Genomic DNA, 24196 nt, shown 5'->3' on the forward strand with positions numbered 1-24196 from the left:
AGCAGACGGGCTACAACCAGCCCGCCTACCCCGGCTTCTACCTGGCCACCGACCTCGACTGGGCCAAGGTCCCCGTACCCAGGATCCGATGACCCGCCACCGGGACACCGGGGGCGGCTGTGGCCGCACCCCGTCCCGTCGTTCGCTGGCGGTGGCCGTCATTTCATGTTAAAACGTTTACGCAACTGGGTCCCGCACCGAAGGCCGGTGTGGCCCTCGGCGCACGCCGACCTGCGGGGCTCGCCCCGCCGGGTGGCGGCACCGGGCGCGTCCGCGCCCGAAGGCGCGTCCGGCTTCGACACCGATCACTGGTAGGAGAGCACCCCAGGTGTACTACGGCGGCGACTACAACCCCGAGCAGTGGCCCGAGCCGGTGTGGGACGACGACATCCGGCTGATGCGGGCGGCGGGGGTGAACCTGGTCAGCCTGGGGGTGTTCGCGTGGGCGCGCATCCAGCGCGCCGAGGGCGAGTTCGACTTCGGCTGGCTCGACCGGATCCTCGCCAAGCTGCACGCGGGCGGGATCGGGGTGAACCTCGCCACGGCCACCGCCTCCCCGCCGCCGTGGGCGAGCCGGGCCTACCCCGAGATCCTGCCGAAGGACGCCTCGGGGGCCACCTACTGGCACGGCAGCCGGCAGGCCTACGCTCCCACGTCGCCGGTGTACCGGCGCCTGGCGGCCGAACTCACCGGAGCCGTCGCGGAACGTTACGCCTCCCATCCGGCGGTGGTGATGTGGCACGTCAACAACGAGTACGGCTGCCACCTGCACGCCGACTACTCCGACAACGCCGCCGTCGCCTTCCGCGCCTGGCTGCGCGGGCGGTACGACGACATCGAGGCTCTGAACGAGGCCTGGGGCACCGCCTTCTGGTCGCAGCGCTACGGCGACTTCGAGGAGGTCGTCCCGCCCCGGCTCGCGCCCTACAGCCTCAACCCCTCCGGTCTCCTGGACTTCAAGCGCTTCACCTCCGACGCGATGCTCGAGCTCTACCGCATGGAAAAGTCGATCATCCGCGCGGCGGGGGGCACCCAGCCCGTCACCACGAACTTCATGGGCGCGTTCGAGCCGATCGACTACCGCTCGTGGGCGGCGGACCTGGACCTGGTCGCCGACGACAGCTACCCCGATCCGGCCGACCCCGCCTCGTTCCGGGAGGCCGCCTTCACCCGGGACCTCATGCGCTCCCTCAAACCGGGGATTCCGTGGGTCCTCATGGAACAGGCCCCGGACGCGGTCAACTGGCGTGCGAGCAACGCGCCGAAGGCGCCGGGGCAGATGGCGGCCCTCAGCGTGCAGGCCGTCGCGCGCGGCGCCGACGGGGTGATGTTCTTCCAGTGGCGCCAGTCCCGATCAGGCTCGGAGAAGTTCCACTCGGCGATGGTGCCGCACGCGGGAACCGGCACCCGCACCTGGAAGGAGATCGTCGAACTCGGACGCGACCTGGCCGCCTTCCCCCGGCTCTCGGCGACGGTCGACGCGCCGGTGGCGCTGATCTACGACTGGCACAACCGGTGGGCGGTGGAGAACAGCGACCATCCGGTGCGTTTCGACTACCTGGAGGTCGTCCGGCAGTGGCACGCGGCGATCCACCGCCAGCACGTCACCGTCGACATCCGCCACCCCGGCGACGACCTGTCGGGCTACGCCGTCGTCGTCGCGCCGCAGCTCTACCTGCTGACCGACGCCTCGGCGGCCAACGTCGCGGCCTATGTCGCCGGGGGCGGGACGCTGCTGCTGTCGGCGTTCAGCGACGTGGTCGACGAGCACGACAGGTTCGCCGCCGGGGGCTTCACCACCCGGCTGGGGACCACGCTCGGCCTCAGGGTGAGGGATTTCGGAGCCCTGCCCATCGACGGAACGCACGACACCGCCACGGTGACCGTCTCCCTCGAAGGCGCCTCGGTGAAGGGCCGCCTGTTCGCCGAGGAGCTCGACCTGGCCGACGCGACGGTCATCGGCGACTTCCGTGACGGCAGGCTCCAGGGCCGGCCCGCCTTCACCTCGCGCAAGAGCGGTTCGGGCAGGGCGTACTACCTGGCCACCGTCCCCGACGAGGAGGGCATGCGCGCGGTCACCGCGCGGATCTTCGCCGGCACCGGCGTCCGCCCTGCCGTCGAGCACCTGCCGCAGCACGTCGAGGCCGTCGTACGCGACGGGCACCTGTTCGTCGTCAACCACTCCGAGCGGCCCTTCACCCCGTCCTCGCCCTTCGGCCGCCGGATCGAGGCGGCCAGCGAGGCCGGGGACACCATCGCCGCCTACGGCTGGCGCGTCTTCGGGCCGCCGGCGACCTCATGACCACCGCGCCCACCCCACCATGGAACGACCCGGCCGTGCGCCACACCGCCGGCGGCCGGCCGGCCCAGGGGGCGTCCGTCGTGGGCGCGGGTGCGGACAGGATCCCTACGAGAGCGGGACGTCGGCGCCCCTGAGGGTCCGGACCGAGTCTCGGACGACGATGTGGGTGCCGAGCATGACGTGCCCGGTCATGCCGGAGGTGTCCTGCCGGCGCTCCAGGGCGAGGCGCACCGCGGTGCGGCCGAGTTCCTCGTGCGGCACGTGGACCGTGGTGAGGTCGATGTCGGCGGCCGGGGGCAGGTCGTCGAAGCCGACCATGGAGACGTCGCCGGGGACGCGCAGCCCGTGCTCGCGCAGGGCCTGGCGGGCGCCCGCCGCGATGAGGTCGTTGCAGGCGAAGACGGCGGTGAAGTCACGCGGCCCGCCCTCCAGCCGTTCGCGGATCATGCGGTAGCCCTCGTGCCGTTCCATCGTGCCCTCGACCTCCAGGCCGGGATCGTGGGGCACGCGGTAGCCGGCCAGGGCGTCACGGTAGCCGGCGACGCGGCTGTCCTGGGTCGTGTGGCCGTCGCGCCGGCCGAGGAACAGGATGCGCCGGTGCCCCGCCGACAGCAGGTGGCTGGTGATGGCGTACGCGCCGCCGGTGTTGTCGTACTCCACGACGAGGGCGGGCACGCCGGGGCCCAGCGTCGGGCGCCCGCACAGGACGAGCTGCGATCCGGCGAGTGCCAGCGCGCGGGCGTACTCGCCCATCCGCTCGCGGTAGGCCGCGTCGTTCACCACGTTGCCGACCAGGACCACGCATTCGGCCTGCTCCTGGCGCATCAGCTGGACGGTGGCGAGCTCGCGTTCGGGGTCGCCGCCGGTGGTGCCGACGATGCAGAGCTTGCCCTCCAGCGCGGCCTGGGCCTGCACGCCCTGCGCGACGTGGGCGTAGTGCGGGGAGATCACGGAGTTGACGATGATGGCGACGCTGCGGCTGCTCGCCCCGGCCAGCCCGCGCGCGTTGGCGTTGGCCACGTAGTCCAGCTCGCGCACCGCCCGCATGACCTTGCCGCGGGTGGCGGGCGCGCTGGGGTAGGTGCCCGACAGGATCCGCGACACGGTGGCGACGGACACGCCCGCGTGCGCGGCCACGTCGCGGATCGTCGTCGGCCGCCGCCCTTCCTCACGGGACGCCGCACGCCGGACCATCCAACCTCCACATGGCGCGAAAACCATTGGTAAACCGCTTACGCGCGATGCTCTCCTTTGTCCCGTCCACTGTCAAATCACCGCCTCCGCGTGATCGCCGTGCCGCCGCCGGAGAGGAAATCGGGCGGCGGCCGTGGGCGCCACGCTGGGAAAGCGCATTCCGTCGTGATGCGGGCCCCTTGACAGCCGATGCGGGCCATGCTGCCATCTGTCGATGTAAACGGTTAAACACGTGGCCGTTTCATCCTGGTGAACGCCAAGCCCAGTGGAGCCCCCCATGGCGATGATGTCCCGACGCAAACTGCTCCTCGGCGCCGCGGCGGCCGCCGCCGCCGGTCAGATCGGCCTGCCGCCGGGACCGGCGCACGCCACGGCCGCCCGGCCGGTGGCGGCGCGCGGCGTGCTCGACGACGGCGTCCAGCTCCACTGGCTGGAGGGAGGCACCCCCGCCCGGCTGGCCGCGGGGTCCACCTGGGGCGTGCCGTGGCCGAAGGGCACCGTTCCCAAGGGCCAGGACTTCGCGTTGCGCACCGCCGCCGGGCAGCAGGTGCCCGTCCAGACCTGGGCCACCGCCTACTGGCCCGACGGGTCGCTGAAGTGGACCGCGCACGCCCTCGGCGCCGACGTCGCCCCGGCCGAGCGCTACCTGCTCACCGCGGGCCGGCCCGCCGCGCCCGCGACGGCCGTGACGGTCAGGGACGGCCGCGAGGAGGTCGAGGTGAGCACCGGCGTCATCCGGTGCCTCATCCCGAAGAAGGGCGACCGGCTGGTGGGCTCCATCACGCGGGGCGATGTGGAGATCGCCCGCGACGGCAGGCTGATCTGCCTGCGGCGCGACGAGCCCGGAGACGACGAGGGCGACACGGTCAAGCAGGAGGTGTTCGAGAGCCGCACCGAGAAGGTGACGGTCGAGCAGTCGGGCCCGGTCCGCGCGGTGGTCAGGATCGAGGGAGGACACCGGCGCGGCGGGCGCACCTGGCTGCCCTTCACCGTGCGCCTGTACTTCTACAGCGGCAGCGACGGCATCCGCGCGGTGCACAGCTTCGTGTTCGACGGCAACGAGAAGAAGGACTTCATCAGCGGCCTGGGCATCCGCTTCGAGGTGCCGATGCGCGGCGAGCTGCACGACCGGCACGTGCGCTTCGCCGGGCCGGGCGACGGCGTGCTGTCGGAGGCGGTGCGCGGCATCACCGGCCTGCGCCGCGACCCGGGGGCGGCGGTACGCCAGGCACAGGTCGCCGGACAGGCCACCCCGCCGGTGGCGACCTGGGACACCCGCGTCTCCTCCCGCCTGCACCTCATCCCGGCCTTCGGCGACTACTCGCTGCGCCAGATCAGCGCCGACGGCTTCCAGATCCGCAAGCGCACCAAGGCCGGCCACGGCTGGATCCCCGTCGACTCCGGCGGCCGGGCCGGCGGGCTCGGCTACGTCGGAAGCCCGCAGGGCGGCTTCGCCTTCGGCATGCGCAACTTCTGGCAGCTGCACCCCACCCAGCTCGACGTGCGCCACGCGGCCACCGAGCGCGCCGAGGTCACCGTGTGGCTGTGGTCACCCGACGCCGGGCCGATGGACCTGCGCTTCTACCACGACGGCCTCGGCCAGGACACCTACCCCGAACAGCTCGAAGGGCTGGAGATCACCTACGAGGACTACGAGCCGGGCTTCGGCACCCCGTACGGCATCGCGCGCACCACGGAGCTGATGTTCTGGGCACTGGGGTCCACCCCGGCCGCGGAGCGGGTGGCGGAGCTGGCACGAGCCGTGCGGACGCCACCGCTGGTCGTCGCGCCGCCGGCGCACCTGCACGCGGCCGGGGTGTTCGGCGACTGGTCACCGGCCGACCGCTCTACCCCGGCCAGGAAGGAGATCGAGGACCGCCTGGACTTCCTGTTCGACCACCACAGCAAGCAGGTCGACCAGCGCTCCTGGTACGGCTTCTGGGACTACGGCGACATCATGCACAGCTACGACGCCGACCGCCACGTGTGGCGCTACGACGTCGGCGGCTACGCCTGGGACAACTCCGAGCTGTCGACCGACCTGTGGCTGTGGTACCACTACCTGCGCACCGGGAAGGCCGAGGTGTTCCGCTTCGCCGAGGCCATGACCCGCCACACCGGCGAGGTCGACGTCTACCACCTGGGCAAGTGGCGGGACCTGGGGACACGGCACGGCGTCCAGCACTGGGCCGACAGCGCCAAGCAGGCCCGCATCAGCAACGCCGGCTACCGGCGCTTCCTGTACTTCCTCACCGCCGACGAGCGCGTCGGCGACCTTCTGCGCGACCTCGTGGACGTCGACAGGACGTTCCTCGTCCTGGACCCCGTCCGCAAGATCCGCACAGGACCCTACGAGCCGGACCCGCACGCGCTCGGCGTCAGCACCGGCACCGACTGGAGCGGCCTCGCGCTCGCCTGGCTGACCGAGTGGGAACGCGGCGGCGCGCCGATCGCCCGCGAGAAACTGCTGAACGGCATGCGCACCATCGCCGCGATGCCCAACGGGTTCGTCCGCGGCAGCGGCCTGTACGACCTCGACGACGGCACCTTCGAACCCACCGAGCCCGCCGTCAGCGTCGGCTCCCTCGGCGCGGTGTTCGGCCTGGTCGAATTGTGCAGCGAGGTCATCTCCCTGACCGGTGACGAGGCGTTCACCAGGGCCTGGCTGCAGTACTGCCGCCTGTACAACGCCACCGCCGCCGAGCAGCAGGCCGAGACCGGCCAGTCGTTCGGCAACCAGAACCTGCGCCAGGCCCACTCCCGCCTCACCGCTTATGCCGCCGTCAAGCTCGGCGACGCCGGCCTCGCCGCCCGGGCGTGGCAGGAGTTCGACACCGGCCACGCCGGATACCCCAAGGCCCTGCGGTTCACGTCGGTACGGCTGGAGGGCAGCAAGGTGCTCAAGCCGGTCGACGAGGCCGCCTTCGCCTCGGTCAACGCCTCCGCCCAGTACGGCCTGGCCGCCATCCAGTGCCTCGCCCTGATCGGCGACCGGCTTCCCGCGTAGCCCCCCCACAACGAAGGAGATCTTCATGCGTGTCATGCGTCGATGGCGAGCCGCTCGCCGGCCGGCCGTCATCGCCTCGGCGATCGTGATGGCCTCGACGGCGCTGGTCGCCGGGCCCACCTCCGCGACCACCGCCCCGTCCGGCGCCTCGGCGCTCGCCCCCGTCCGCCCGATGGAGAAGCTGGGCCGTGGCGTGGTGGCCGTGCGCTCCGGCAGCAGGGACGTCCTGGTCAGCTGGCGGCTGCTGGGACTGGACCCGGACGGCATCGGTTTCAACGTCTACCGTTCCACCGCCGGTGGCTCGTACGTCAAGCTCAACTCCGGCGTGTTGACCGGCGGCACCAACTACGTCGACTCCACGGCCGATCTGAGCAGGTCCAACAGCTACCACGTACGGCCGGTGGTCGGCGGCACCGAGCAGGCGGCCAGTGCGGCGTTCACGCTGACCGCCAACCACGCCACCGAGCCGGTGGTCCGCCTGCCGCTGCGCGCCGGCGGCCCGGTGAAGTTCGTCTGGGCCGGTGACCTGGACGGCGACGGCGAGTACGACTACGTGCTGGACCGGCAGACCTCCCCCCAGAAGATCGAGGCCTACCGCGGCGACGGGCGCTTCCTGTGGCAGGTCGACATGGGGCCCAACAGCACGAACCAGAACAACATCGAAGGCGGGTCGTCCACGATCGACGTCGGTCACAACGACGGTGTCACCGTCCAGGACCTCGACAGTGACGGCCGGGCCGAGGTCGCCGTGCGCATCGCCAACGGCGTGACCTTCGGCAACGGGACAAGGTTCACCAACAGCGACGACAACCGCCAGTTCATCGCCATCCTCGACGGCCGGACCGGAGCGGCCCGGGCCACGGCCCCGGTGCCGGCCGACTACCTGTCCGACGGCCCGATGTACGCCCGCTTCGGGGTGGGCTACCTCGACGGCACCACGCCGAGCCTGGTGGCCTTCATGAAGAACCGGATCGGCAACGGGGCCTTCAACCTCATGATGGCCGCCTGGAGGTTCAACGGCCAGACCCTGACCCAGCAGTGGAAGTGGCTGCGCGGCAACCAGAACGCCCCCGACGGGCACAACACCCGCATCATCGACGTCGACGGCGACGGCAGGGACGAGGTCGCCGAGATCGGGTTCGTGCTCAACGGCGACGGCACCCTGCGCTACTCGCTGGGGCCCGCGGGCATCGTGCACGGCGACCGCTTCCACATCGCGAAGATGGACCCCTCCCGCCCGGGCCTGCAGGGCTACGGCGTGCAGCAGGACAACCCCAGCGGCCTGCGCGAGTACTACTACGACGCCCGCAACGGCAGCGTCATCTGGCGGCACACCGAGTCCGGCACCGCCGACGTGGGGCGCGGCATGGCCGGCGACATCGACCCCCGCCACCCCGGCATGGAGGTCTGGTCCTTCTCCGGCCTGTACAACGCGCCCGCCAACCGGCTCACCGAACCCGACACCTCGCTGCGCCCCTGGCCACAGCTGGGCCTGTGGTGGGACGGCGACCTCACCATGGAACTGCTCAACAGCGGCAAGATCGAGAAATGGGACCCCGCCAACCCGCAGCCGACCAACAGCCTGCCACGGCTGCTCAACGTCTCGCAGTACGGTGCGGTCACCGCCGCCCAGGGCGGGCCGACCCTCGTCGGCGACATCCTCGGAGACTGGCGCGAGGAGGCCGTCTACACCAATGCCGACCACGACGAGCTGATCATCTTCACCACGAACCGGCCTAGCAGCACCCGGCTGTACACGCTGGCGCACAACCCCGCCTACCGCAACGCCATGACTTTCAAGGGCTACATGCAGTCCCACCACCCCGACTACTTCCTCGGCAACGGCATGACCACCCCGCCCCGCCCCGGCATCAGCTACGCGGGAAGCTGAGCACCGGCGTTAAAGCGTTTACCATTAGAGTCGTGACATCTCTAATAAAACGCCGGTAAAACCTATAGTATCCGTTTTATGTCACTGAGCGGCCTCCCGACGCCCGACGACGAACTCTCCGGCCACACCGGCTGGACCCGGGCGCACTGGGAGGCCGCCGCCGACCACCTGCTGGCCTCCGTGCTCCCGTACGCGACAAAGGACTTCGCCCAGTTCCGCCTGCCCGGCAGGGCGAGCCGGTCAGGACCGGTGAGCGACGGCCTGGAGGGGTTCGCCCGCACGTTCCTGCTCGCCGCCTTCAGGATCGCCGGAGCGGGCGGCGCCGTGCCACCCGCACTGCTGGAGCGCTACGCCAGCGGCCTGACCGCCGGCACCGACCCGGCCCACCCCTACGCCTGGCCCGCGCTGGCCGACATGTCCCAGCAACTCGTCGAGGCCGCCTCGGTGGCACTGGCCCTGCACGAGACCCGGCCATGGCTGTTCGACCGGCTCTCACCACCCGAGCGGGAACGGGTGGTGACCTGGCTGGCCGGCTTCACCGGACGGCGCACCCCGGACAACAACTGGGTGATGTTCCAGGTGGTCGTCGAGCAGTTCCTCGCCGAGGTGGGCGGCCCCCACGAACCGGCGGAGATCACCGGCGGGCTGGAGCGTGTCGAGGAGTGGTACGCCGGCGAGGGCTGGTACTCCGACGGCAAAGGCAAGAACTTCGACTACTACTGCGGCTGGGCGATGCACCTGTACCCGTCGCTGTGGGCGAGGATGGCCCGCGACACCGCCCGCCAGGAACTCTACGCGGAGCGGCTGCGCCGCTTTCTCGGCCAGTACCAGCACTTCTTCGCCGCCGACGGCGCACCCGTACACCAGGGACGCTCGCTGACCTACCGGTTCGCGACGGTCGCCCCGCTGTGGCTGGGAGCGCTGACCGGCGCCTCACCCCTCACCCCCGGCCGCACCCGCCGCATCGCCAGCGGCGTCCTGCGCCACTTCGCCGAGCGCGGCGCGCCCGACGAGCGCGGCCTGCTCACCCTGGGCTGGTACGGCCCGTTCCCGCCCGTCGCGCAGGACTACTCGGGGCCCGCCTCACCCTACTGGGCCGGTAAGGCCTTCCTCGGCCTGCTCCTGCCGCCCGAACACCCGGTCTGGACCGACGCCGAGGAGGCCGCGCCCGTCGACCTGGCAGACCAGGCCCTGGCCATGCCCGCCCCCGGCTGGCTGCTGCACGCCACCCGCGCGGACGGCGTCGTACGACTCGTCAACCACGGCAGCGACCGCGACCGCGTCCAGGACCCGCACGGCCCGCCCGACCCGCACTACCTCAAATTCGCCTACACCAGCCACACCGGACCCGAGCTGGGGGAGAGGCCGCACGGGGTGGACAACCACCTGGCCGTCATCGCACCCGACGGGACGCCCTCCCTCAGACGGCACATCCAGCCCCTGGCCGTCTCCGACCGGTTCGCCGCCTCCGCCTACCGGGACGGCCCGGTCCGCGTGGTGACGGCCTCAATCGTCGACGGCCCGTCGGAGATCAGGATTCACCAGGTCACGGCACCGGCCGGACACCGGGTGCGCGACGGCGGCCACGCCCTGGCCGCGGCGCTCCCCCCGGAGGTGAGCGTGGGGGAGGGGGTGGCGCTGGCCCGGCGCCCGGACGGGCTGAGCAGCGCCGTGCGCGCCCTGCACGGCTACACGGGAACGGGCCTGGTGACGGCGCGAGGCACCAACGCCTTCGGCGCGCACTCGGCCACGCCCTACGCCGTCGCCGACGCCCACCCCGGCGGTACCGCGCTCTACGTCAGCCTCGTGCACCTGGCGGTCACCCGGCAGCCGCCGCCCGCCCCGGACGTGCGGGTGCGAGGCGACCTGGTCGTCGTGACCCTGCCCGGCGGGCAGACGGCGACCGTACGCCTGGACGGCGTCCCCACCTGCGAGCGGCCGGCGCCCGGAGCCTGAGGCGGGTGCGGGCGGCGAGATGCCGGGGGAGGGCGGCGGCTCGGAACGCCCCCGGGACGGACCGGCCCACCGACGCGCCGGGCGCTCCCGGCCGGTCGGCGGGGCGGGCACGCGAAAAACCGGCGGGCCGCGTGTTCCCGGCCCGCCGGTTCCTCACGCGTTCGGGGTCTACTGGTTGGCCGCGTGCTCCTTGGCCAGCTCCGCGGCGACCTGGTCACCGCCCGCCCGCCGCCACTGGGTGACGACGTCCTTCCACGCCGACAGCGGCTTGCGCCCGAACGTGACCGCGGTGATCCCGTCCCCGAGGATCTGGTTGAGCTGGGCGCCCTTGCTCGCCTCGGTGGCCGAGCGCAGGCCGACGGCGGGGTTGCGGACGCTGTCGGGCAGGGTCACCTTCTGCCACTCGTACACCGACTTGGCCACGTCGGAATGACCCGGCAGGTAGAGGACGGAAGGCGGCGCGCCGAGGAACTTGACGGGCAGGAGGGTGTTGTTCTCCTGGGCGTACAGCTCGGTGGTCTTGACGCCGTCGGCGTCCTTGGTGAAGTGCCTGCCCTCGACGCCGTAGTTGGCCAGCTCGTACTCGACGGTGCCGAACGGCGCGCTGAGGTAGTCGCAGATGCGCAGCAGCAGCCTGATCCGCTCGGGGGAGGCCTTCTTGAAGGCGACGTAGCCGAAGATGCCGGGGCTCTGCCAGGGCGTGGGGCTCTCCCCGTACGGCCGCCCGAGGTCGAGGTCGAACCGGCCGTCGATCTTCGTTATGAAGCCCAGGTTCACCGACCCGAAGCCGTCGTTGATCGAGGCGACCGTGCCGTTGTGGAAGTAGCTCTGCATGTCGGTGGAGCTGACGGTGAGGCTGTCGGGGTAGTGCGTCCTGGCCTCGGCCAGCTTGCGCATGATCTCCAGGGCCTGCTCGAACTGCGGGGTGGCGATGGTGTGCGAGAACGTGCCGCCCGACGCCGACCAGGTGTTGGGCGCGCCCAGCGATCCGGCGTGGTAGGTGATGCCGCCCAGGCCGCCGAACAGCGTCTTGAACCAGCCCACGCCCCACTTGCGGTCGCCGGTCAGCTCCTTCATGGCCTCCAGGTACCGCTCGGTCGTCCAGTCCTTGGGGATGCCGGCCGCGTCCATGGCCGAGCGGTTGACGAACAGGCTGTTGGCCGGCTTCGGCCGCTCCAGCGGGACCCCGTAGATCCTGCCGCCGATCCTGCCCATGCCCTGCCAGGCGTAGGTCGGGAGGTTGGCCAGGTTCGGGAACCGCTTGACCGCGTCCCCGCCGACGAACTCCGACAGGTCGGCGCAGCGGGCCTGGATGAACTCGGCCGCGTGCGGGAGCGCCAGGTTGTTGAACATGATGATGTCCGGCAGGTCGTCGCCGGCGGCCATCAGGGTGGCCATCTTCTGCGCGTACTCCGGGTCGGGCACGACGGTGACGTTCAGGTTGACGTTGAGCGCCTTGTTGAGCGCCTGCCAGTACTCGTTCTGGCCCACCGGCTTGGGCGGGGCGCCGAACGACACGACCATGGCCCGGACCTCCGAGCCGTCGCCCACGGTGTCGTTCACCGACCGCACCAGCTTCTCGGGGTACTTCAGGTAGAGCGGCTGCACGCCGGAGGCGTCGCCGGGAAGGTCCGGCGCGGGCCCGGTGAACGGCACGTAGGCCGGCCAGGGCGCCAGGCTCCTGCCCGCGTTGGAGACGCCCCCGCCCGCCGGGGGGCTCTGGCCCGCGCACGCGGAGAGCAGGGGCGTGGCGGCCAGCCCGAGCGCGCCGGTGCCGGCCAGGCGCAACAGGGAGCGGCGGTCGATGCGGTGATCCATGGCAGGGGTTCCTCTCCCGGCCTCACGCCGAAAGGAGTGGTTCTCGTGGGGGGTGAACCTTCGGGCGCCGTTCGGGGCGCCGGTCAGGCTTTCAGGGCGCCGGTCAGGACGCCCTTGGCGAAGTAGCGCTGCAGGAACGGGTACACGCACACGATGGGCAGCGTCGCGAGCATGACGACGGCCATCTGGACCGACTGCGGCGAGGTGGCCGCCAGCTCGCCCGAGCTCTCGGCCAGGGAGGCCCCGCCGGTGACGTACTGCCGCAGGACGGTGCCGATCGGCCATTTGGTCTGGTCGTTGAAGTAGATGATGGCCTCGAAGAAGCGGTTCCAGTACGCGACCGCGTAGAACAGGCCGATCACCGCGATGACCGCCTTGGACAGCGGCAGGACGACCTTGCGCAGGATCGCCAGCTCACCGGCGCCGTCCATCCGCGCGGCGTCGAGCAACTCCTGCGGGATGGCCTGGAAGAAGCCGCGCATCACGACCAGGTTGAACACGTTGACCAGGAAGGGCAGCACCAGCGCGGCGTACTGGTCGAACAGCCCGGCGCCCTGCACCACCAGGAACAGCGGCACCATCCCCGGCGGGAACAGGAACGTGAACAGCACCAGCAGCAGCATCGGCTTGCCGCCGTAGACCCGCGGCCTGCTCAGCGTGTAGGCCAGGCCGATGGTGCACGCCAGGCTCAGCGCCGTGCCCACCAGGGTGACGCCCGTGCTGACCAGCAGCGCGCGGGTGATGATCCCGCCCTGGAGGATGTCGGCGTAGGCCTCCACGGAGAACTCCGCCGGCCAGATCACCCAGCCGCCGTTGTCGATGACGTTCTGCGGGCTGGCCAGGCTGGTGGCCAGGACCGTCCACAGCGGGAAGACCACCAGGGCGACCACCACGGTCAGCGCCACGGCCTTGGCGGCGCGCACGGCCGGGCCGGGGCGGCCCTTCCACGCGGGTGCGGTCGCGCTCATGCCCTGTAGACCCCCTGCTCGCCCAGTCGGTGTGCCACCTTGTTGGCGGTGTAGATGAGCACCACGCCGATCAGTCCCTTGAACAGCCCGACCGCGGCGGCGTAGCCGAAGTCGCCGCCCGCGAAGCCGGTGAAGTAGACGAACGTCTCCAGCACCTCGCCGGTCTCCGGTCCCACCGACTGGCGCTGCAGGAAGAACTGCTCGAACCCGATCGAGAGGAACTCACCCAGCCGCAGCACCAAAAGCAGCACGATGACGGGCCTGATCGCGGGCAGCGTGACGTGCCACAGCCGCCGTCCCCAGCCGGCGCCGTCCAGCGCCGCCGCCTCGTACTGCTGCTCGTCGACCTGCGACAGCGCCGCCAGGAAGATGATGGTGGCCCAGCCGCACTCCTTCCAGACGAGCTGGGCGATCACCAGCGGCCCGTAGGCGCCGGGGTTGCCGATGATCGAGATGCCGCCCGTGCCCAGGTCCGACAACCAGCCGTTCACCACGCCCGCGCCGCCCAGCATCTGCTGGAAGAGCGCGATGACGATCACCCACGACAGGAAGTGCGGCAGGTAGACCACGCTCTGCACGAACCGCCGGACGGTGTCGCCCACCAGGCTGTGCAGCAGCAGCGCCAGGGCCAGCGGGGCGGGGAAGAAGAACACCAGCTGCAGCGCGGCGATGATCAGCGTGTTCTCCACCGCGTTCCAGAACGCCGGGTCGCCGAACATGCGCTCGAAGTGCGCCAGGCCCACCCACTCGCTGCCCGAGACGCCGAGGAAGGGGATGTAGTTCTTGAAGGCCAGGACGTTGCCGAACAGCGCGCCGTAGTGGAAGAACAGGAAGTACGCCAGGCCCGGCACCGCGATGACCAACAGCACGCGGTCGGCCCGGACGCGCCGCAGGCCACCGGCGGGGGAGCCGCCGACAGAGGACGAGGTCCGCGCCTTCTCGATGGGCGGGCCGGTGCCACCGGCGTCGCCGCGAACCCGCGTCACGCTCACGTCCAACGCCCTTCACTGTGATACCCGGCCGAAACAGAATGTTCATCAACATAAAACGTTTACATGAGCGCGTCAATAGCCCGCCGGTCCCGCCGGGAACGGCGAATCACCACGTACGAACGGCATGGATCCTCACCGGGAGGCGTTGTGAGCGAGGTGTCCGGCGCGTAAGGTGGCTCTGTTTGTGGAACCGTTTACACGCGTTCTTTCCGCACACCCAACCGATAGGAGCCCACTCCGTGCCACGGCGACCCGTCGCGGTCTTCGCCATCGCCCCCTGGGCGTTCGACGGAGTCTTCCCCGCCGACCTCGTCACCCGATTGCGGCAACTGGTCGACATCGATCCGGCGACGACGTACACCTCGTTCGAAGGACCCTCCGCCGCCGCGGCCCTGGCCCGGACGGACATCCTGCTCACCGGATGGGGATGCCCACGCATCGACGCCACCGTGCTGGAGGCCGCGCCTCGGCTGCGTGCCCTCGTGCACGCCGCCGGCACCGTCAAGACCTCCGTCGACCCCGTCGTGTTCGAACGCGGGCTCCTGGTCTCCACCGCGGCGGAGGCCAACGCCGTCCCCGTCGCCGACTACACCATGGCCATGCTCGTCCTGAGCGCCAAGCAGGTGTTCGGCCGCGCCAGGCGGTACGCCACCGCCGTCGAGGGCGACCCCGCGGACTGGCTCTCCGGCGCCGGCACCGGCCTGCACGGCTGCACCGTCGGGGTGATCGGAGCCTCCCGGGTGGGCCGTCTCGTGCTGCGGCGGCTACGGGAGTTCGACGTCGAGATCCTGCTCTACGACCCGTACCTGACCGCCACCGACGCCACCCGCCTCGGCGCCGAGGCCGTCGGCCTGGACGACCTGTGCCGCCGCAGCGACCTCGTCACCGTGCACGCCCCCGCCCTCCCCGAAACCCGTCACATGCTCGACAGCCGCAGGCTGGACCTCCTGCCCGACGGGGCCACCGTCATCAACACCGCCCGCGGCTCCCTCGTCGACACCCAGGCACTGACACGACTCTGCGCCACCGGCCGCATCTCCGCCGTCCTCGACGTCACCGACCCCGAACCCCTGCCCCCCGGACACCCACTCCTCGGCCTGCCCAACGTCCTCGTCACCCCCCACCTGGCGGGAGCGCAGGGCCGCGAGATGCGCCGTCTCGGCGAGTTCGCCGTGGCCGAGGTGAACCGGCTCCTCAGCGGCACACCCCTACTGGGACGGGTGCAGCCCGAACAGCTTCCCTACATCGCGTGACGAGACCGCCGAGGGTCTCACCGTCATCACGAGCGGAGCGTGGCTGACGTCTCGGTCGACGCCCGCCGCGTTGTGGTACCGGTACGGATCCGCCGTCTCAGCCCGACGCAGTGCTGGACCTGCTCAAGCTCTCCTTCGCCGTAGTCGCCGACATAGGCGGTGTCATCGCTCTGGTCGTCGCCCACCGCAAGCAGAAGGTCACCGAAGCCGCTGAAAACCGCCAAAGTCACCTCGCCATGACCGGCAGGCACGTGATCGAGCAGTTCGCCGAGGATGTCGTGGCGGGCGATCCAGTACTGCGGACGCGCCTGGTGGAGTTCATGGAAAGGCAGATCGCCTGGACGGGCAGGGAAGCCATCGAAGATCTCGCCCGACAGATCACCTGATTCCGTGCGGCTGGCGTGATGCGGGGTTGGGGGTTGTTTGTCGTGACTGGCCCACCGGTCCCGGGTAACTGCCCGCTTTGCGTTCAGACGACGTCAGGCGCTTCGTCGCATGCCCTCTCGGCGGATGTGCGCGAGGCCTGCGTCTGGGTTTGACCTTGACCCTGGGTCAGGGTGCACGCTGAACGGGTGAGCAACTTCAACTCCGCCTGGACCGGCATGCTGCCGGTCGACGACACCGCGCTGGCCGTGACCGACACCGGTGGGCCCGGCCCTTGCGTGATCTACCTCAATGGCCAGTTCGCCAGTCAGGCGTACTGGCGGCAGGTCATCACCGATCTCGGCAGCGAGTACCGGCACATCACCTATGACATGCGGGCCCGCGGCCGATCGAGGCGTTCGGCCGCGGCCGCTTCGTTCGAGACGCATGTCCGTGACGTCGGCAGCGTCCTCGCGGCCAGGGGCGTGGACCGGGCGATTGTGGTCGGCTGGTCCTACGGCGCGGCGGTCGCGGTGCACTGGGCCGGCCGGAATCCGGACCGCGCCCTGGGGGTGGTGCCCGTGGACGGCGCCTACCCGCACGACTACCCCGACGCTCCCCCGGAACGGGTCCGGCGGTTCTGGCGCCGGATGCGCTGGCTGCTGCCATTGCTCTCCAGGCTGGGCATGGCCGCGAAGATGTCCGCCGAGCAGCATGCCCAGAGCAACATCGAGCTCATCGAGATCAGCGCCGCCCTCGGCCCGATCCTGGACGGTGTGACCGTCCCGGTCCGGTACGTGGTCGCCACGGGCGCCAACCTCGGGGGCGGTCATGATGAAATGGAAAGCGCGCGCGCCACCCTCACCCCGGTGCTCGCCCGCAATCCCGACATCAAGGTGAGTGCGAAGGTCGCCAGCAACCACAGCAAGATCGTGCGCAAGGACTTCCGCGCGATCGCGGACGCGGTTCGCGAACTCGCCGGCACCCCACGAGCACGGGGCCGGCAGAGCAGATGACGGACGGCGTCACGATCGGCCAGGCGGCGGCCTTCGCCGACGTCACGGTGAAAGCCATCCGGCACTACCACCAGCACGGACTGATCGACGAACCCCGCCGCGACAGCTCCGGCTACCGGCGCTACGGATCGGCCGACCTGCTGCGACTGGTCCAGATCCGGACGCTGGCCGCCGCCGGCGTACCGCTGGCCGAGATCGGGGCGGTCCTCGACGCCGATCCCGACCGGTTCGCCGACGCACTCGTCGACGTCGAACGGCGCCTCACCGACCGGATCGACGATCTGATCGCGCGGCGTGACACGCTGCGCCGGCTCGCCACCGGCGACCGGGCCCTGCTGCCCGATCGCGCTCTCGCCCTCCTGGACAGGGCCGCCGATCTCGGCTTGACCCCGGACGACGTGACGATGGCCAGGGAGGGCCTGGTGCTGATCAAAGCCCTGGTGCCGGAGGGCTTCGACGACTACATCTCCCGGATCGAGCGTGCCCTCGACGACCCTCGGTACATGTCCTTGATCAAGCGCATGTGGCGGGCCGCCGAGTGGGAGCCGGACGACCCCCGCATCGACGAACTCGCCACGGCCATCGCCGACCACTTCCTCGCCCATCCCGCGCTGCTGCCCATCCCGGCCGGACTCCAGGCCCGCACCGACAGTGCGAGCCGGTACAGCCTGCTCACCCACCACGGACACGAGCAGAAGCCGGCCTGGACCCGACTGACCGCGTTGATCGAAACGCGTCTGCGCTCGGCCGGCATCGACTTGACCGAACTCTGAAATCGCATCCTTGGCTTCCAACGCGCAGGTCGGGCCCACTCCGGCCTGTGAGCCAGGGGCACTCTGGCGGCCCACGGCGCAGTCGTTGGCTTGTGGGTATCTGCCAGCGGCTTCTTCCCGGTCATGGGAATCCGGATTCCCCGGGGTAGTCCACCGGCTCACTCGCCAGTCGGGGAGCTCCCAGCCGTACGGTACCCGCAGGGCACCATCACCAGCGTGCCCGCGTCCACGTGGGCCACGGTCTTCGACCCCAGGCGGTCCCGTCAGGTCCTTCCTGCCGACCCGGCCGATCGCGAGGGGCACCGGGGAGCGGCCGATGACACCGGGAGCCGACCGGCGTCGCACCCGGCTCTCCACCGGCCGCTCAAGGGTGGCTCTCCCCGTCGGAGGAGAGCACCTTCACCGTAGCGCGCAGCGGTCGCCGTTTCCTGGAGCAGCGCCGCGGGGACGTTGGACTGCCCCGGGGTAGTCCCCCGGCGCGTGGGCAACCGGCTTGGCCGGAGCCGCGCGGTCAGTCGAAGATCCCGGTGACGGAGACCTTGATCCTGTGGACGTTGCCGTCGACGACGAGATACCAGTAGCTGTCGTAGGGGATCTCCAGGACGACGGGGCTGACGTCGTGGAAGCCGCCGTGGTATTCGTACTCATCGCCGTCGAGGTAGGCCTGGTAGTCGTCGACGTCCATGAGACACAGACGCCCGCCAATGCCGGGAGCCCCGGCACCGGGATGTACCCCACACCGCCACCCGTGGATATCTGCGATGCGGAGCCCAAATACTGCAAGTGACGCGCAGGGGGTGCGACCCCTCTTCAAGGGGCTTCGGGGGTCCGTGCTCTCTGTCATGAGCGACGGGCCGACGTCTGGATGAACTCCGCGTCCGCCGGCGCGTTCATCGCCGCGGCGGTCAGCGGTGCCTGCGCATACGGCGCGGCCTCCAGGCGGTGGTGGGCCTGGACGTCCATCCGCCTGCGCGTGGCGTTCCCGGCGCCGTCCAGGTCATGGACGAGCTCGGGGTCGGCGAAGATCCAAGTCACCCCCAACCCACTTGCAAGATCGCACTTGAAAGATCAGAGGCGCTGGACCACGAGATGAGAAGAGGTGAAAAATGACTGTTCGCCTGGATGATCTGGACGACGCCGCGGAGCTCCCCGAGGACGCGCTGGGCGCCATCGTCGGAGGTCGTGATCCGATGACCCCTCCGACCCCCAAGGTGTCCACCTCCCTCGGTAACGGGACGAGGGGAGACCCGATGCCCGACACCTGGACCTAAGAGCGCCGGGCGGCACCCGTACGGCCGTGCGGGTGCCGCTCGCTCCCGATGTGGAGAATTCCTTGATTCTGGTACTCAGCCGAAAAGACGACCTGGCGGTCAACCTGGTCCTGCCCAAGCTCGTCGAGCGCGGCGTCGAGGTGTTCTGGTGGGATCCGGGCGACTATCCCGCCGCGAGCCGGATCACCTCCCGGCTGGTCGACGGGGCGTGGCGGCACACGCTGGTCTCGGGCGGCACGGAGTACGACTGCTCGACCATCAGCGCCGTCTGGAACCGCAGGCCCTCGCGCCCCCGGCCGGCGGAGACCGTCGAGGACGCGACACACCGCGACTACGTCGAGAAGCTGGCGAGGATCTATCTCAACGGGTGGGAGGACACCTTCGACGCCCGTTGGTTCCCGGCGCGCAGCATCGACGTGATCCGCACCCAGAGCAAGCTGGTCAATCTCACGGCCGCGGCCCGGCTCGGCTTCACCGTGCCGGAGACGACCGTCACCAACGACCCCGAAGAGCTGGCCGAGGCCTGGACGGCGGCGGAGGGACGGTTGATCTCCAAGGAGGTCGAGTTCGTGGAGTTCGCGCTGGACGGCGCGGGCCACAACTTCTACACGACCCCGGTCACCCGGCGGCACCTCACCAGCCGGCACCGCCTGACCCACGCCCCCGCGATCCTCCAGCCCTACGTCGACAAGGCCGTGGAGCTGCGGATCACCGTCGTGGGCGACCGTGTCTTCACCGCGGAGATCCACTCGCAGGGGTCGAGGGCAACCCGCCACGACTACCGCCACTACGAGGGCCACTTCTCCCAGTACGCCGTCCACGACCTGCCCGAGGACATCGAACGGCGCTGCGTCGAGCTGGTCAGGTCGCTGGATCTGGCCTTCGGCTGCATCGATGTCATCCTCACTCCGAAGGGCGAGTACGTGTATCTGGAACTCAACCCCGCCGGTCAGTGGGGATGGATCGAGGAGTTCACCGACCTGCCCATCTCCGAGGCGATCGCCGACTGGCTCGCCGCGGAGGAACGTCCCGTCCCACAGGTGGTCCCGGCGTGACAGCATTTCCCGCATTTCCCGAGTTCCCTGAGTTCCCCGAGACGCTGGCCGAGGCCGTCGAACTCCTGCGCGGGCTGTCGCGCAGGCACACCGGCGTACCTGCCGCGCACGGCGCGGTCGCCGCGTGGCGTGCGACCCGCCCCGCGAGCCGGGCTCAACTGATCGTGGACGCGCGACCCGGTTCGCCGGTCGTCGACTACGACCTGCTCCTCGAGCATCCAGGCGGTGGGACCGTCGCCGTCACCGCGTCCGTCGAGGACGGAGTTCCCTGGACGGTCGACCACTCCACCCACTGGGCGGCTGGCAAGGTCCTGGCCGTCGACGGGCAGGAGTTGTCGGTGCAGACCGCCCTGCTCACGCTGCGGGCACTCGCCGACCGCGACCGGACCGTGCACGACGACCTCATCGACTACTGCGTCCTCACACTGGCCAGCTGGGAGGAGCCCGAGCCTTCCCCGGAGGAGCTGCAGCGGGCCTCCGACGACTTCCGCAGGCAGCGCGGTCTGCACAGCCGCGCCGACATGCTGCGGTGGCTGGAGGAGGTCCAGCTGACCCCCAGCGCGTATGACAACCACCTGTACTCCCTGGCCAAGATGCGCGGGTTCAGGACACGCCTGGAGGCGGAGTCGGCCAGGGCCTACTTCGACGACCACGCCGCGGAGTTCGACCGGGTCTCGGTCGTGTGGGCGGTCGGGCCCGAGCCGAGGCTGATCGAGCTGGCGGGTCACGACGATCCCCTCGCGGCGCTCGCCGGGGCGGTGGCGTCCCCCTCGGGCGAGCTCGCCGTCCACGTGGCCGACCGGGTCGCGTCCGAGCTGCCCGCCCCGCTGCGCGAGGCGGCCGAAGGGGTGACGGTCGGGCCAGTGCCGTATCGCGACGCCTTCCTCCTCGGGACCGTACGCCGCCGCCGGCCCGCCGAACCCTCCCCCGACACGCTGGCCGCGGCCGGACGGGCCGCGTTCTCCGCCTTCCTCGCCGGCAGGCGGGCGGAGGCGGAGATCGAGTGGTATTGGCTGTGATCCCCTCCGCGCCCGGGTACGTCCTCAACGAACGGGGCCCGGTTCGAGGGCCCGCCGGTTCAGGCGTTCCCGGTGAAGACGTTTCACGGCCATCCGGCCGAGCGAGAACGGCGGGCCACCCAGGGCGACGATGCTCAGGATACCGAGTCCGGTGATGTCGAGGACGGCCCCAGTCCGTCGAACGGCTGGGCGGCGGTCTGGAAGGCGAGGGTACCCGGGCCCGGCTGAAGACGCGGATGGTCGTGGAGAAGGCGCGGCGCCGCGAGCCGCTGCAGGCGGCGCGCGCCGGAATCGGCCCGCTCGCTCCTGCGGCCGAGCGGGCCGTGCTCGCCGCCCAGGTGCTGGCAGGCCTGGCCCGGCTGCGCGAGCGGGGCGAGCCGGCCGACACCGTCGACGTGCTTCTCACGCACGCGGTGCGGGGGGGAGATGACCGAACGCGGTTGGGATGTGGACTGGCCGTGTATCGGCCTGGACATCTCGACACGCGCAGCGCGAGTTGTCTGGGAGTCTTGGTCCCTTCTCGGGCCTTGAGCGACAACGGAACGGCCAATGGCGTTAGCGAGTGAACTCGGATGAAGTTGCCGCCATCCATCGTTCCGATGTCGATGAACGGCGAACCGGTAGGGATCTTGTAACGGTTTAATCACTGTGCGTTGGTTACCGGTGGGTTGGTCCTACTTTGCGGCGTATGCCGGTGGAGTTTTTGACTGATGTTGAAGCGGCGGGCTACGGCCGGTACACCGGACCGCCATCACAGGCGGACCTGGATCGGGTGTTCCTCCTCGATGAGGACGACCTGGCGCTGATCGGGCTCCGCCGGGGCGAGCATATGAAACTCGGCTTCGCTCTCCAGTTGGTGACGGTCCGGTGGCTCGGGACGTTCCTGGAGGGTCCTCTCGATGTGCCGGTCGAGGTGCTGGACTTCGTGGCCGAGCAGCTCGACATCGCTGATCCGTCGCAGGTGAAGAGGTACACCGAGCGGATCAAGACGCGGTTCGATCATCAGTGGGAGATCCGCCGGGTGCGAGGGTGGAAGGAATTCGCTGAGGTCGAGGTGGAGTTCGGTGAGTGGGTGGCGGCCCGTTCCTGGACGTCGGGAGACGGGCCGAAGGCGATCTTCATCGATGGGGTGGGGGGCTGCGCGAGCGCAAGGCGCTGCTGCCCGGGGTGACGACGTTGGTGCGGCTGGTGGCGAGGGTCCGTGACGACACGACGCACCGGTTGTGGGACGTGCTGGAAGGCCTGCTGTCGACGGGCCAGCGGTATGTGCTGGATCAGCTGCTGGATGTGGCGCCAGGGTCGCGGGTCTCTGACCTGGAACGCTGGCGTAAGGGGCCGCCGCCGCGTGGTAGCGGGCCGACGCTCATCAAGGCACTCGAACAGGTCGCGGAGATCACCGGGCTGGGCCTGGCCGCGCTGGGCGCGGAGGGGCAGGTGCCGCCGCGCCGGTTGGGTGAGCTGGCCAAGTACGGGATGAGCGCGGACGCTTCGCTGATCCGCCGCCACGGCGATGGCCGCCGGCTGGCGACGCTGCTGGCCACGGTCCGGCTTTTGGAGGCCAAGTCGGTCGACGACACGCTGGAGCTGCTGGATCTGCTGATGGCCACCGAGCTGCTGAACAAGGCGCACATGGCGGCCGACAAGGACAAGGTCCGCAAGCATCCGAAGCTGGCCAAGGCCTCGGCCCGGCTGACGGTGGCGGTGGAGGCGTTGTTCGAGGCCGAGGGGTGGGGTGGCCCGGATTCCGAGCCGCGGGTGTCGGAGGTGTGGGAGGCGATCGAGGCGGTCATCTCCCGCGCGGAGTTGCGGGCCGCGCTGGTGCTGGTCAATGAGAACGTGCCGCCGGCCGATGCCGTCGATCCCGACGACTGGCGCTCTGAGCTGGTCGGCCGCTACACCACGGTGTCGGGGTTCCTCAAGCTTCTGCCCGTGGTGATCGCGTTCGGTGCGAACGCCGAGGGAGCCCCGATCCTGGCGGCGATGCGCAGGCTGCCGGAGGTGCTGGCCCACCGCAGTCGCCTGGCGGCGCCGCTGATCCCGGCCAGAGTGATCGAACCCGCGGTGGTGAACGGTTCTTGGAAACGCCTGGTGTTCGGCCACCCCTCGCACCAGGGGGGCGCGGTGAACCGGCACGCCTACACCTTCTGCGTGCTGGAGCAGTTCTATCGTCACCTCAAGCGCCGTGAGATCTACGCCGAGGCCTCCACCAAGTGGCGTAATCCCCAGGCCCAGCTCTTGGAAGGCGAGAAGTGGCAGACGATCCGGGGTGAGGTGCTGACCACGCTCGGCCTGCCGGAGGACCCGGACGCCTTGCTGGCCGAACACGCCCGTACCCTGGACGTCGTCTACACCGAGGTCGGCGGGCGCCTGGCGACCAACACCGAGGTCCGCATCGATGAGGTCGGGAAGATCCATCTGACCGGGGTGAAGGCGGTGGAGGAGCCTCCGTCGCTGGTCGACCTGCGCAACCGCACGACGGCGATGCTGCCGCGCGTCGACCTACCCGAGGTGATCTTTGAGGTGATGTCGTGGGAACCGTCGCTGGCACAGGCGTTCACCGCCGCCCCCGGCGGCCGGTCGCGGCTGAGCGATCTGCCGACCTCGATCGCCGCTTGCTTGGCCGCGCACTCGATGAACGTGGGGTATCGGCCGATCGCCAAGAAGGGCGTGCCCGCCCTGGAGCGCTCACGGTTGTCGAACGTCTTCCAGAACTGTTTTCGGCCCGAGACCCTGGGCGTGGCGAACGTGCCGCTGGTCGCCCGCCAGGGCGGGCTGAGTCTGGCCCAGGCGTGGGGTGGCGGCCTGGTCGCCGCGGTCGACGGGATGCGGTTCGTCGTCCCGGTCCCGGCCGCGTTCGCCCGCCCCAACCGCAAGTTCTTCGGTTCCAAACGTGGTATGACCTGGCTGAATGCTATGAACGATCGCGGAATGGGGCGGGGTGCGAAGGTCGTGTCGGGGACGGTTCGCGACTCCCTGCACATGGTCGACGTCATCTTCGGGCTGGACGGCGGGGAACTGCCCGAGATCGTCGTTTCCGACACCGGATCGTACAGCGACCTGGTCTTCGGGCTGTTGGAACTGCTGGGGATCTCCTACCTGCCGCAGGGCCGAAAGCTCAGCGCAGGAACCTGATCGCCGTTTCGGGCCGATCTGATCGCCCCCGAAGCCTCACCCCCTTCCCTGCCGGTCCGCGTTGCGGTGCTCGCGTGGTGAGGCGATTACTTACTACAAACCCCCGCCCGGCCTATGGTCGGCGTGTTGTTCGTGACATTGCGCAGCCGTAGCGAGGCGCGCCGCCGAGAGGTGTGCACGTCCTCA

20 protein-coding genes are annotated in these 24196 nt (G+C 70.4%); 13 read left to right on the forward strand and 7 right to left on the reverse strand.

Features of this window, described 5'->3' with window-relative positions:
- Window positions 1-328: 328 nt before the first annotated feature.
- Entirely contained in the window at window positions 329-2302 is a 1974-nt protein-coding gene (locus ACFYWM_RS28390; protein ID WP_389919425.1) for a beta-galactosidase, read from the forward strand.
- A 105-nt stretch (window positions 2303-2407) separates the two neighbouring features.
- Here the strand turns inward: ACFYWM_RS28390 and ACFYWM_RS28395 are convergent, their stop codons facing one another.
- Window positions 2408-3496, reverse strand: coding sequence for a LacI family DNA-binding transcriptional regulator (locus ACFYWM_RS28395; RefSeq protein ID WP_389919427.1), 1089 nt, complete (start codon window positions 3494-3496; stop codon window positions 2408-2410).
- Window positions 3497-3773: 277 nt separating this feature from the next.
- Between ACFYWM_RS28395 and ACFYWM_RS28400 the strand changes: the two genes are divergently transcribed.
- From ACFYWM_RS28400 to ACFYWM_RS28410, 3 genes are all read left to right on the forward strand, one after another.
- On the forward strand, window positions 3774-6503 hold the full coding sequence (locus tag ACFYWM_RS28400; RefSeq protein WP_389919429.1) for a Tat pathway signal sequence domain protein: 2730 nt from the start codon (window positions 3774-3776) through the stop codon (window positions 6501-6503).
- 25 nt (window positions 6504-6528) lie between these two features.
- Window positions 6529-8394: a hypothetical protein gene (locus ACFYWM_RS28405; RefSeq protein WP_389919432.1), complete on the forward strand. Its 1866-nt coding sequence runs from the start codon at window positions 6529-6531 to the stop codon at window positions 8392-8394.
- Window positions 8395-8472: 78 nt separating this feature from the next.
- The gene (locus ACFYWM_RS28410; RefSeq protein ID WP_389919435.1) at window positions 8473-10350 is read left to right on the forward strand and encodes a DUF2264 domain-containing protein; all 1878 of its coding nucleotides are present in this window, start codon (window positions 8473-8475) and stop codon (window positions 10348-10350) included.
- 168 nt (window positions 10351-10518) lie between these two features.
- On the opposite strand, the gene ACFYWM_RS28415 is transcribed toward ACFYWM_RS28410, so the two are convergent.
- The 3 genes from ACFYWM_RS28415 to ACFYWM_RS28425 all read right to left on the reverse strand — a co-directional run bounded on the left by ACFYWM_RS28415 (window position 10519) and on the right by ACFYWM_RS28425 (window position 14128).
- The gene (locus ACFYWM_RS28415) at window positions 10519-12168 is read right to left on the reverse strand and encodes an extracellular solute-binding protein (RefSeq protein WP_389919437.1); all 1650 of its coding nucleotides are present in this window, start codon (window positions 12166-12168) and stop codon (window positions 10519-10521) included.
- Between the two features lie 83 nt (window positions 12169-12251).
- Entirely contained in the window at window positions 12252-13136 is an 885-nt protein-coding gene (locus ACFYWM_RS28420; RefSeq protein WP_389919440.1) for a carbohydrate ABC transporter permease, read from the reverse strand.
- Entirely contained in the window at window positions 13133-14128 is a 996-nt protein-coding gene (locus ACFYWM_RS28425; protein ID WP_389919442.1) for an ABC transporter permease, read from the reverse strand. Before ACFYWM_RS28425 ends, ACFYWM_RS28420 begins: the two co-directional genes overlap by 4 nt.
- Window positions 14129-14367: 239 nt before the next feature.
- On the opposite strand from ACFYWM_RS28425, the gene ACFYWM_RS28430 reads away from it, so the two are divergent.
- From ACFYWM_RS28430 to ACFYWM_RS28445, 4 genes are all read left to right on the forward strand, one after another.
- Complete coding sequence (locus ACFYWM_RS28430; protein ID WP_389919445.1) at window positions 14368-15381, forward strand: hydroxyacid dehydrogenase; 1014 nt, start codon at window positions 14368-14370, stop codon at window positions 15379-15381.
- A gap of 110 nt (window positions 15382-15491) precedes the next feature.
- On the forward strand, window positions 15492-15767 hold the full coding sequence (locus tag ACFYWM_RS28435; RefSeq protein ID WP_389919448.1) for a hypothetical protein: 276 nt from the start codon (window positions 15492-15494) through the stop codon (window positions 15765-15767).
- Between the two features lie 186 nt (window positions 15768-15953).
- Window positions 15954-16760, forward strand: a complete 807-nt coding sequence (locus ACFYWM_RS28440; protein ID WP_389919450.1) for an alpha/beta fold hydrolase — start codon at window positions 15954-15956, stop codon at window positions 16758-16760.
- Window positions 16757-17533 (forward strand): MerR family transcriptional regulator, encoded by a 777-nt coding sequence (locus ACFYWM_RS28445; RefSeq protein ID WP_389919453.1) that lies wholly within the window; start codon window positions 16757-16759, stop codon window positions 17531-17533. Before ACFYWM_RS28440 ends, ACFYWM_RS28445 begins: the two co-directional genes overlap by 4 nt.
- A gap of 511 nt (window positions 17534-18044) precedes the next feature.
- On the opposite strand, the gene ACFYWM_RS28450 is transcribed toward ACFYWM_RS28445, so the two are convergent.
- Together ACFYWM_RS28450 and ACFYWM_RS28455 are read right to left on the reverse strand one after the other, a co-directional pair.
- Window positions 18045-18218, reverse strand: coding sequence for a DUF1883 domain-containing protein (locus ACFYWM_RS28450; RefSeq protein WP_389919456.1), 174 nt, complete (start codon window positions 18216-18218; stop codon window positions 18045-18047).
- A 155-nt stretch (window positions 18219-18373) separates the two neighbouring features.
- A complete protein-coding gene (locus ACFYWM_RS28455; protein WP_389919458.1) occupies window positions 18374-18568 on the reverse strand; it encodes a hypothetical protein in 195 nt (64 codons plus the stop codon).
- Between the two features lie 71 nt (window positions 18569-18639).
- Between ACFYWM_RS28455 and ACFYWM_RS28460 the strand changes: the two genes are divergently transcribed.
- The 3 genes from ACFYWM_RS28460 to ACFYWM_RS28470 all read left to right on the forward strand — a co-directional run bounded on the left by ACFYWM_RS28460 (window position 18640) and on the right by ACFYWM_RS28470 (window position 20878).
- Window positions 18640-18804: a hypothetical protein gene (locus ACFYWM_RS28460; RefSeq protein ID WP_389919461.1), complete on the forward strand. Its 165-nt coding sequence runs from the start codon at window positions 18640-18642 to the stop codon at window positions 18802-18804.
- Window positions 18805-18866: 62 nt separating this feature from the next.
- The gene (locus ACFYWM_RS28465; RefSeq protein ID WP_389919463.1) at window positions 18867-19859 is read left to right on the forward strand and encodes an MvdC/MvdD family ATP grasp protein; all 993 of its coding nucleotides are present in this window, start codon (window positions 18867-18869) and stop codon (window positions 19857-19859) included.
- Entirely contained in the window at window positions 19856-20878 is a 1023-nt protein-coding gene (locus tag ACFYWM_RS28470) for a TIGR04500 family putative peptide maturation system protein (protein ID WP_389919466.1), read from the forward strand. The genes ACFYWM_RS28465 and ACFYWM_RS28470 overlap by 4 nt, the downstream gene beginning before the upstream one ends.
- Before the next feature lie 134 nt (window positions 20879-21012).
- Here ACFYWM_RS28470 and ACFYWM_RS28475 read toward each other — a convergent pair whose 3' ends face one another.
- A complete protein-coding gene (locus ACFYWM_RS28475) occupies window positions 21013-21288 on the reverse strand; it encodes a hypothetical protein (RefSeq protein WP_389919468.1) in 276 nt (91 codons plus the stop codon).
- A 278-nt stretch (window positions 21289-21566) separates the two neighbouring features.
- Between ACFYWM_RS28475 and ACFYWM_RS28480 the strand changes: the two genes are divergently transcribed.
- Both ACFYWM_RS28480 and ACFYWM_RS28485 read left to right on the forward strand, forming a co-directional pair.
- The gene (locus ACFYWM_RS28480; protein ID WP_389919471.1) at window positions 21567-22049 is read left to right on the forward strand and encodes a DUF4158 domain-containing protein; all 483 of its coding nucleotides are present in this window, start codon (window positions 21567-21569) and stop codon (window positions 22047-22049) included.
- A complete protein-coding gene (locus tag ACFYWM_RS28485) occupies window positions 22046-24010 on the forward strand; it encodes a Tn3 family transposase (RefSeq protein WP_389919474.1) in 1965 nt (654 codons plus the stop codon). Before ACFYWM_RS28480 ends, ACFYWM_RS28485 begins: the two co-directional genes overlap by 4 nt.
- Window positions 24011-24196: the final 186 nt, after the last annotated feature.

Origin of the sequence: Streptosporangium sp. NPDC002721, from assembly GCF_042888905.1 — a bacterium.
Classification (GTDB): domain Bacteria; phylum Actinomycetota; class Actinomycetes; order Streptosporangiales; family Streptosporangiaceae; genus Streptosporangium.

Excerpts from the sequence above, each read along its gene's own strand:
- ACFYWM_RS28395 (WP_389919427.1), bottom strand. The coding sequence starts at position 3,496 with ATGGTCCGGCGTGCGGCGTCCCGTGAGGAAGGGCGGCGGCCGACGACG.
- ACFYWM_RS28400 (WP_389919429.1), top strand. The coding sequence starts at position 3,774 with ATGGCGATGATGTCCCGACGCAAACTGCTCCTCGGCGCCGCGGCGGCC.
- ACFYWM_RS28405 (WP_389919432.1), top strand. The coding sequence starts at position 6,529 with ATGCGTGTCATGCGTCGATGGCGAGCCGCTCGCCGGCCGGCCGTCATC.
- ACFYWM_RS28410 (WP_389919435.1), top strand. The coding sequence starts at position 8,473 with ATGTCACTGAGCGGCCTCCCGACGCCCGACGACGAACTCTCCGGCCAC.
- ACFYWM_RS28415 (WP_389919437.1), bottom strand. The coding sequence starts at position 12,168 with ATGGATCACCGCATCGACCGCCGCTCCCTGTTGCGCCTGGCCGGCACC.
- ACFYWM_RS28420 (WP_389919440.1), bottom strand. The coding sequence starts at position 13,136 with ATGAGCGCGACCGCACCCGCGTGGAAGGGCCGCCCCGGCCCGGCCGTG.
- ACFYWM_RS28445 (WP_389919453.1), top strand. The coding sequence starts at position 16,757 with ATGACGGACGGCGTCACGATCGGCCAGGCGGCGGCCTTCGCCGACGTC.
- ACFYWM_RS28450 (WP_389919456.1), bottom strand. The coding sequence starts at position 18,218 with ATGGACGTCGACGACTACCAGGCCTACCTCGACGGCGATGAGTACGAA.
- ACFYWM_RS28460 (WP_389919461.1), top strand. The coding sequence starts at position 18,640 with ATGACTGTTCGCCTGGATGATCTGGACGACGCCGCGGAGCTCCCCGAG.
- ACFYWM_RS28480 (WP_389919471.1), top strand. The coding sequence starts at position 21,567 with ATGCCGGTGGAGTTTTTGACTGATGTTGAAGCGGCGGGCTACGGCCGG.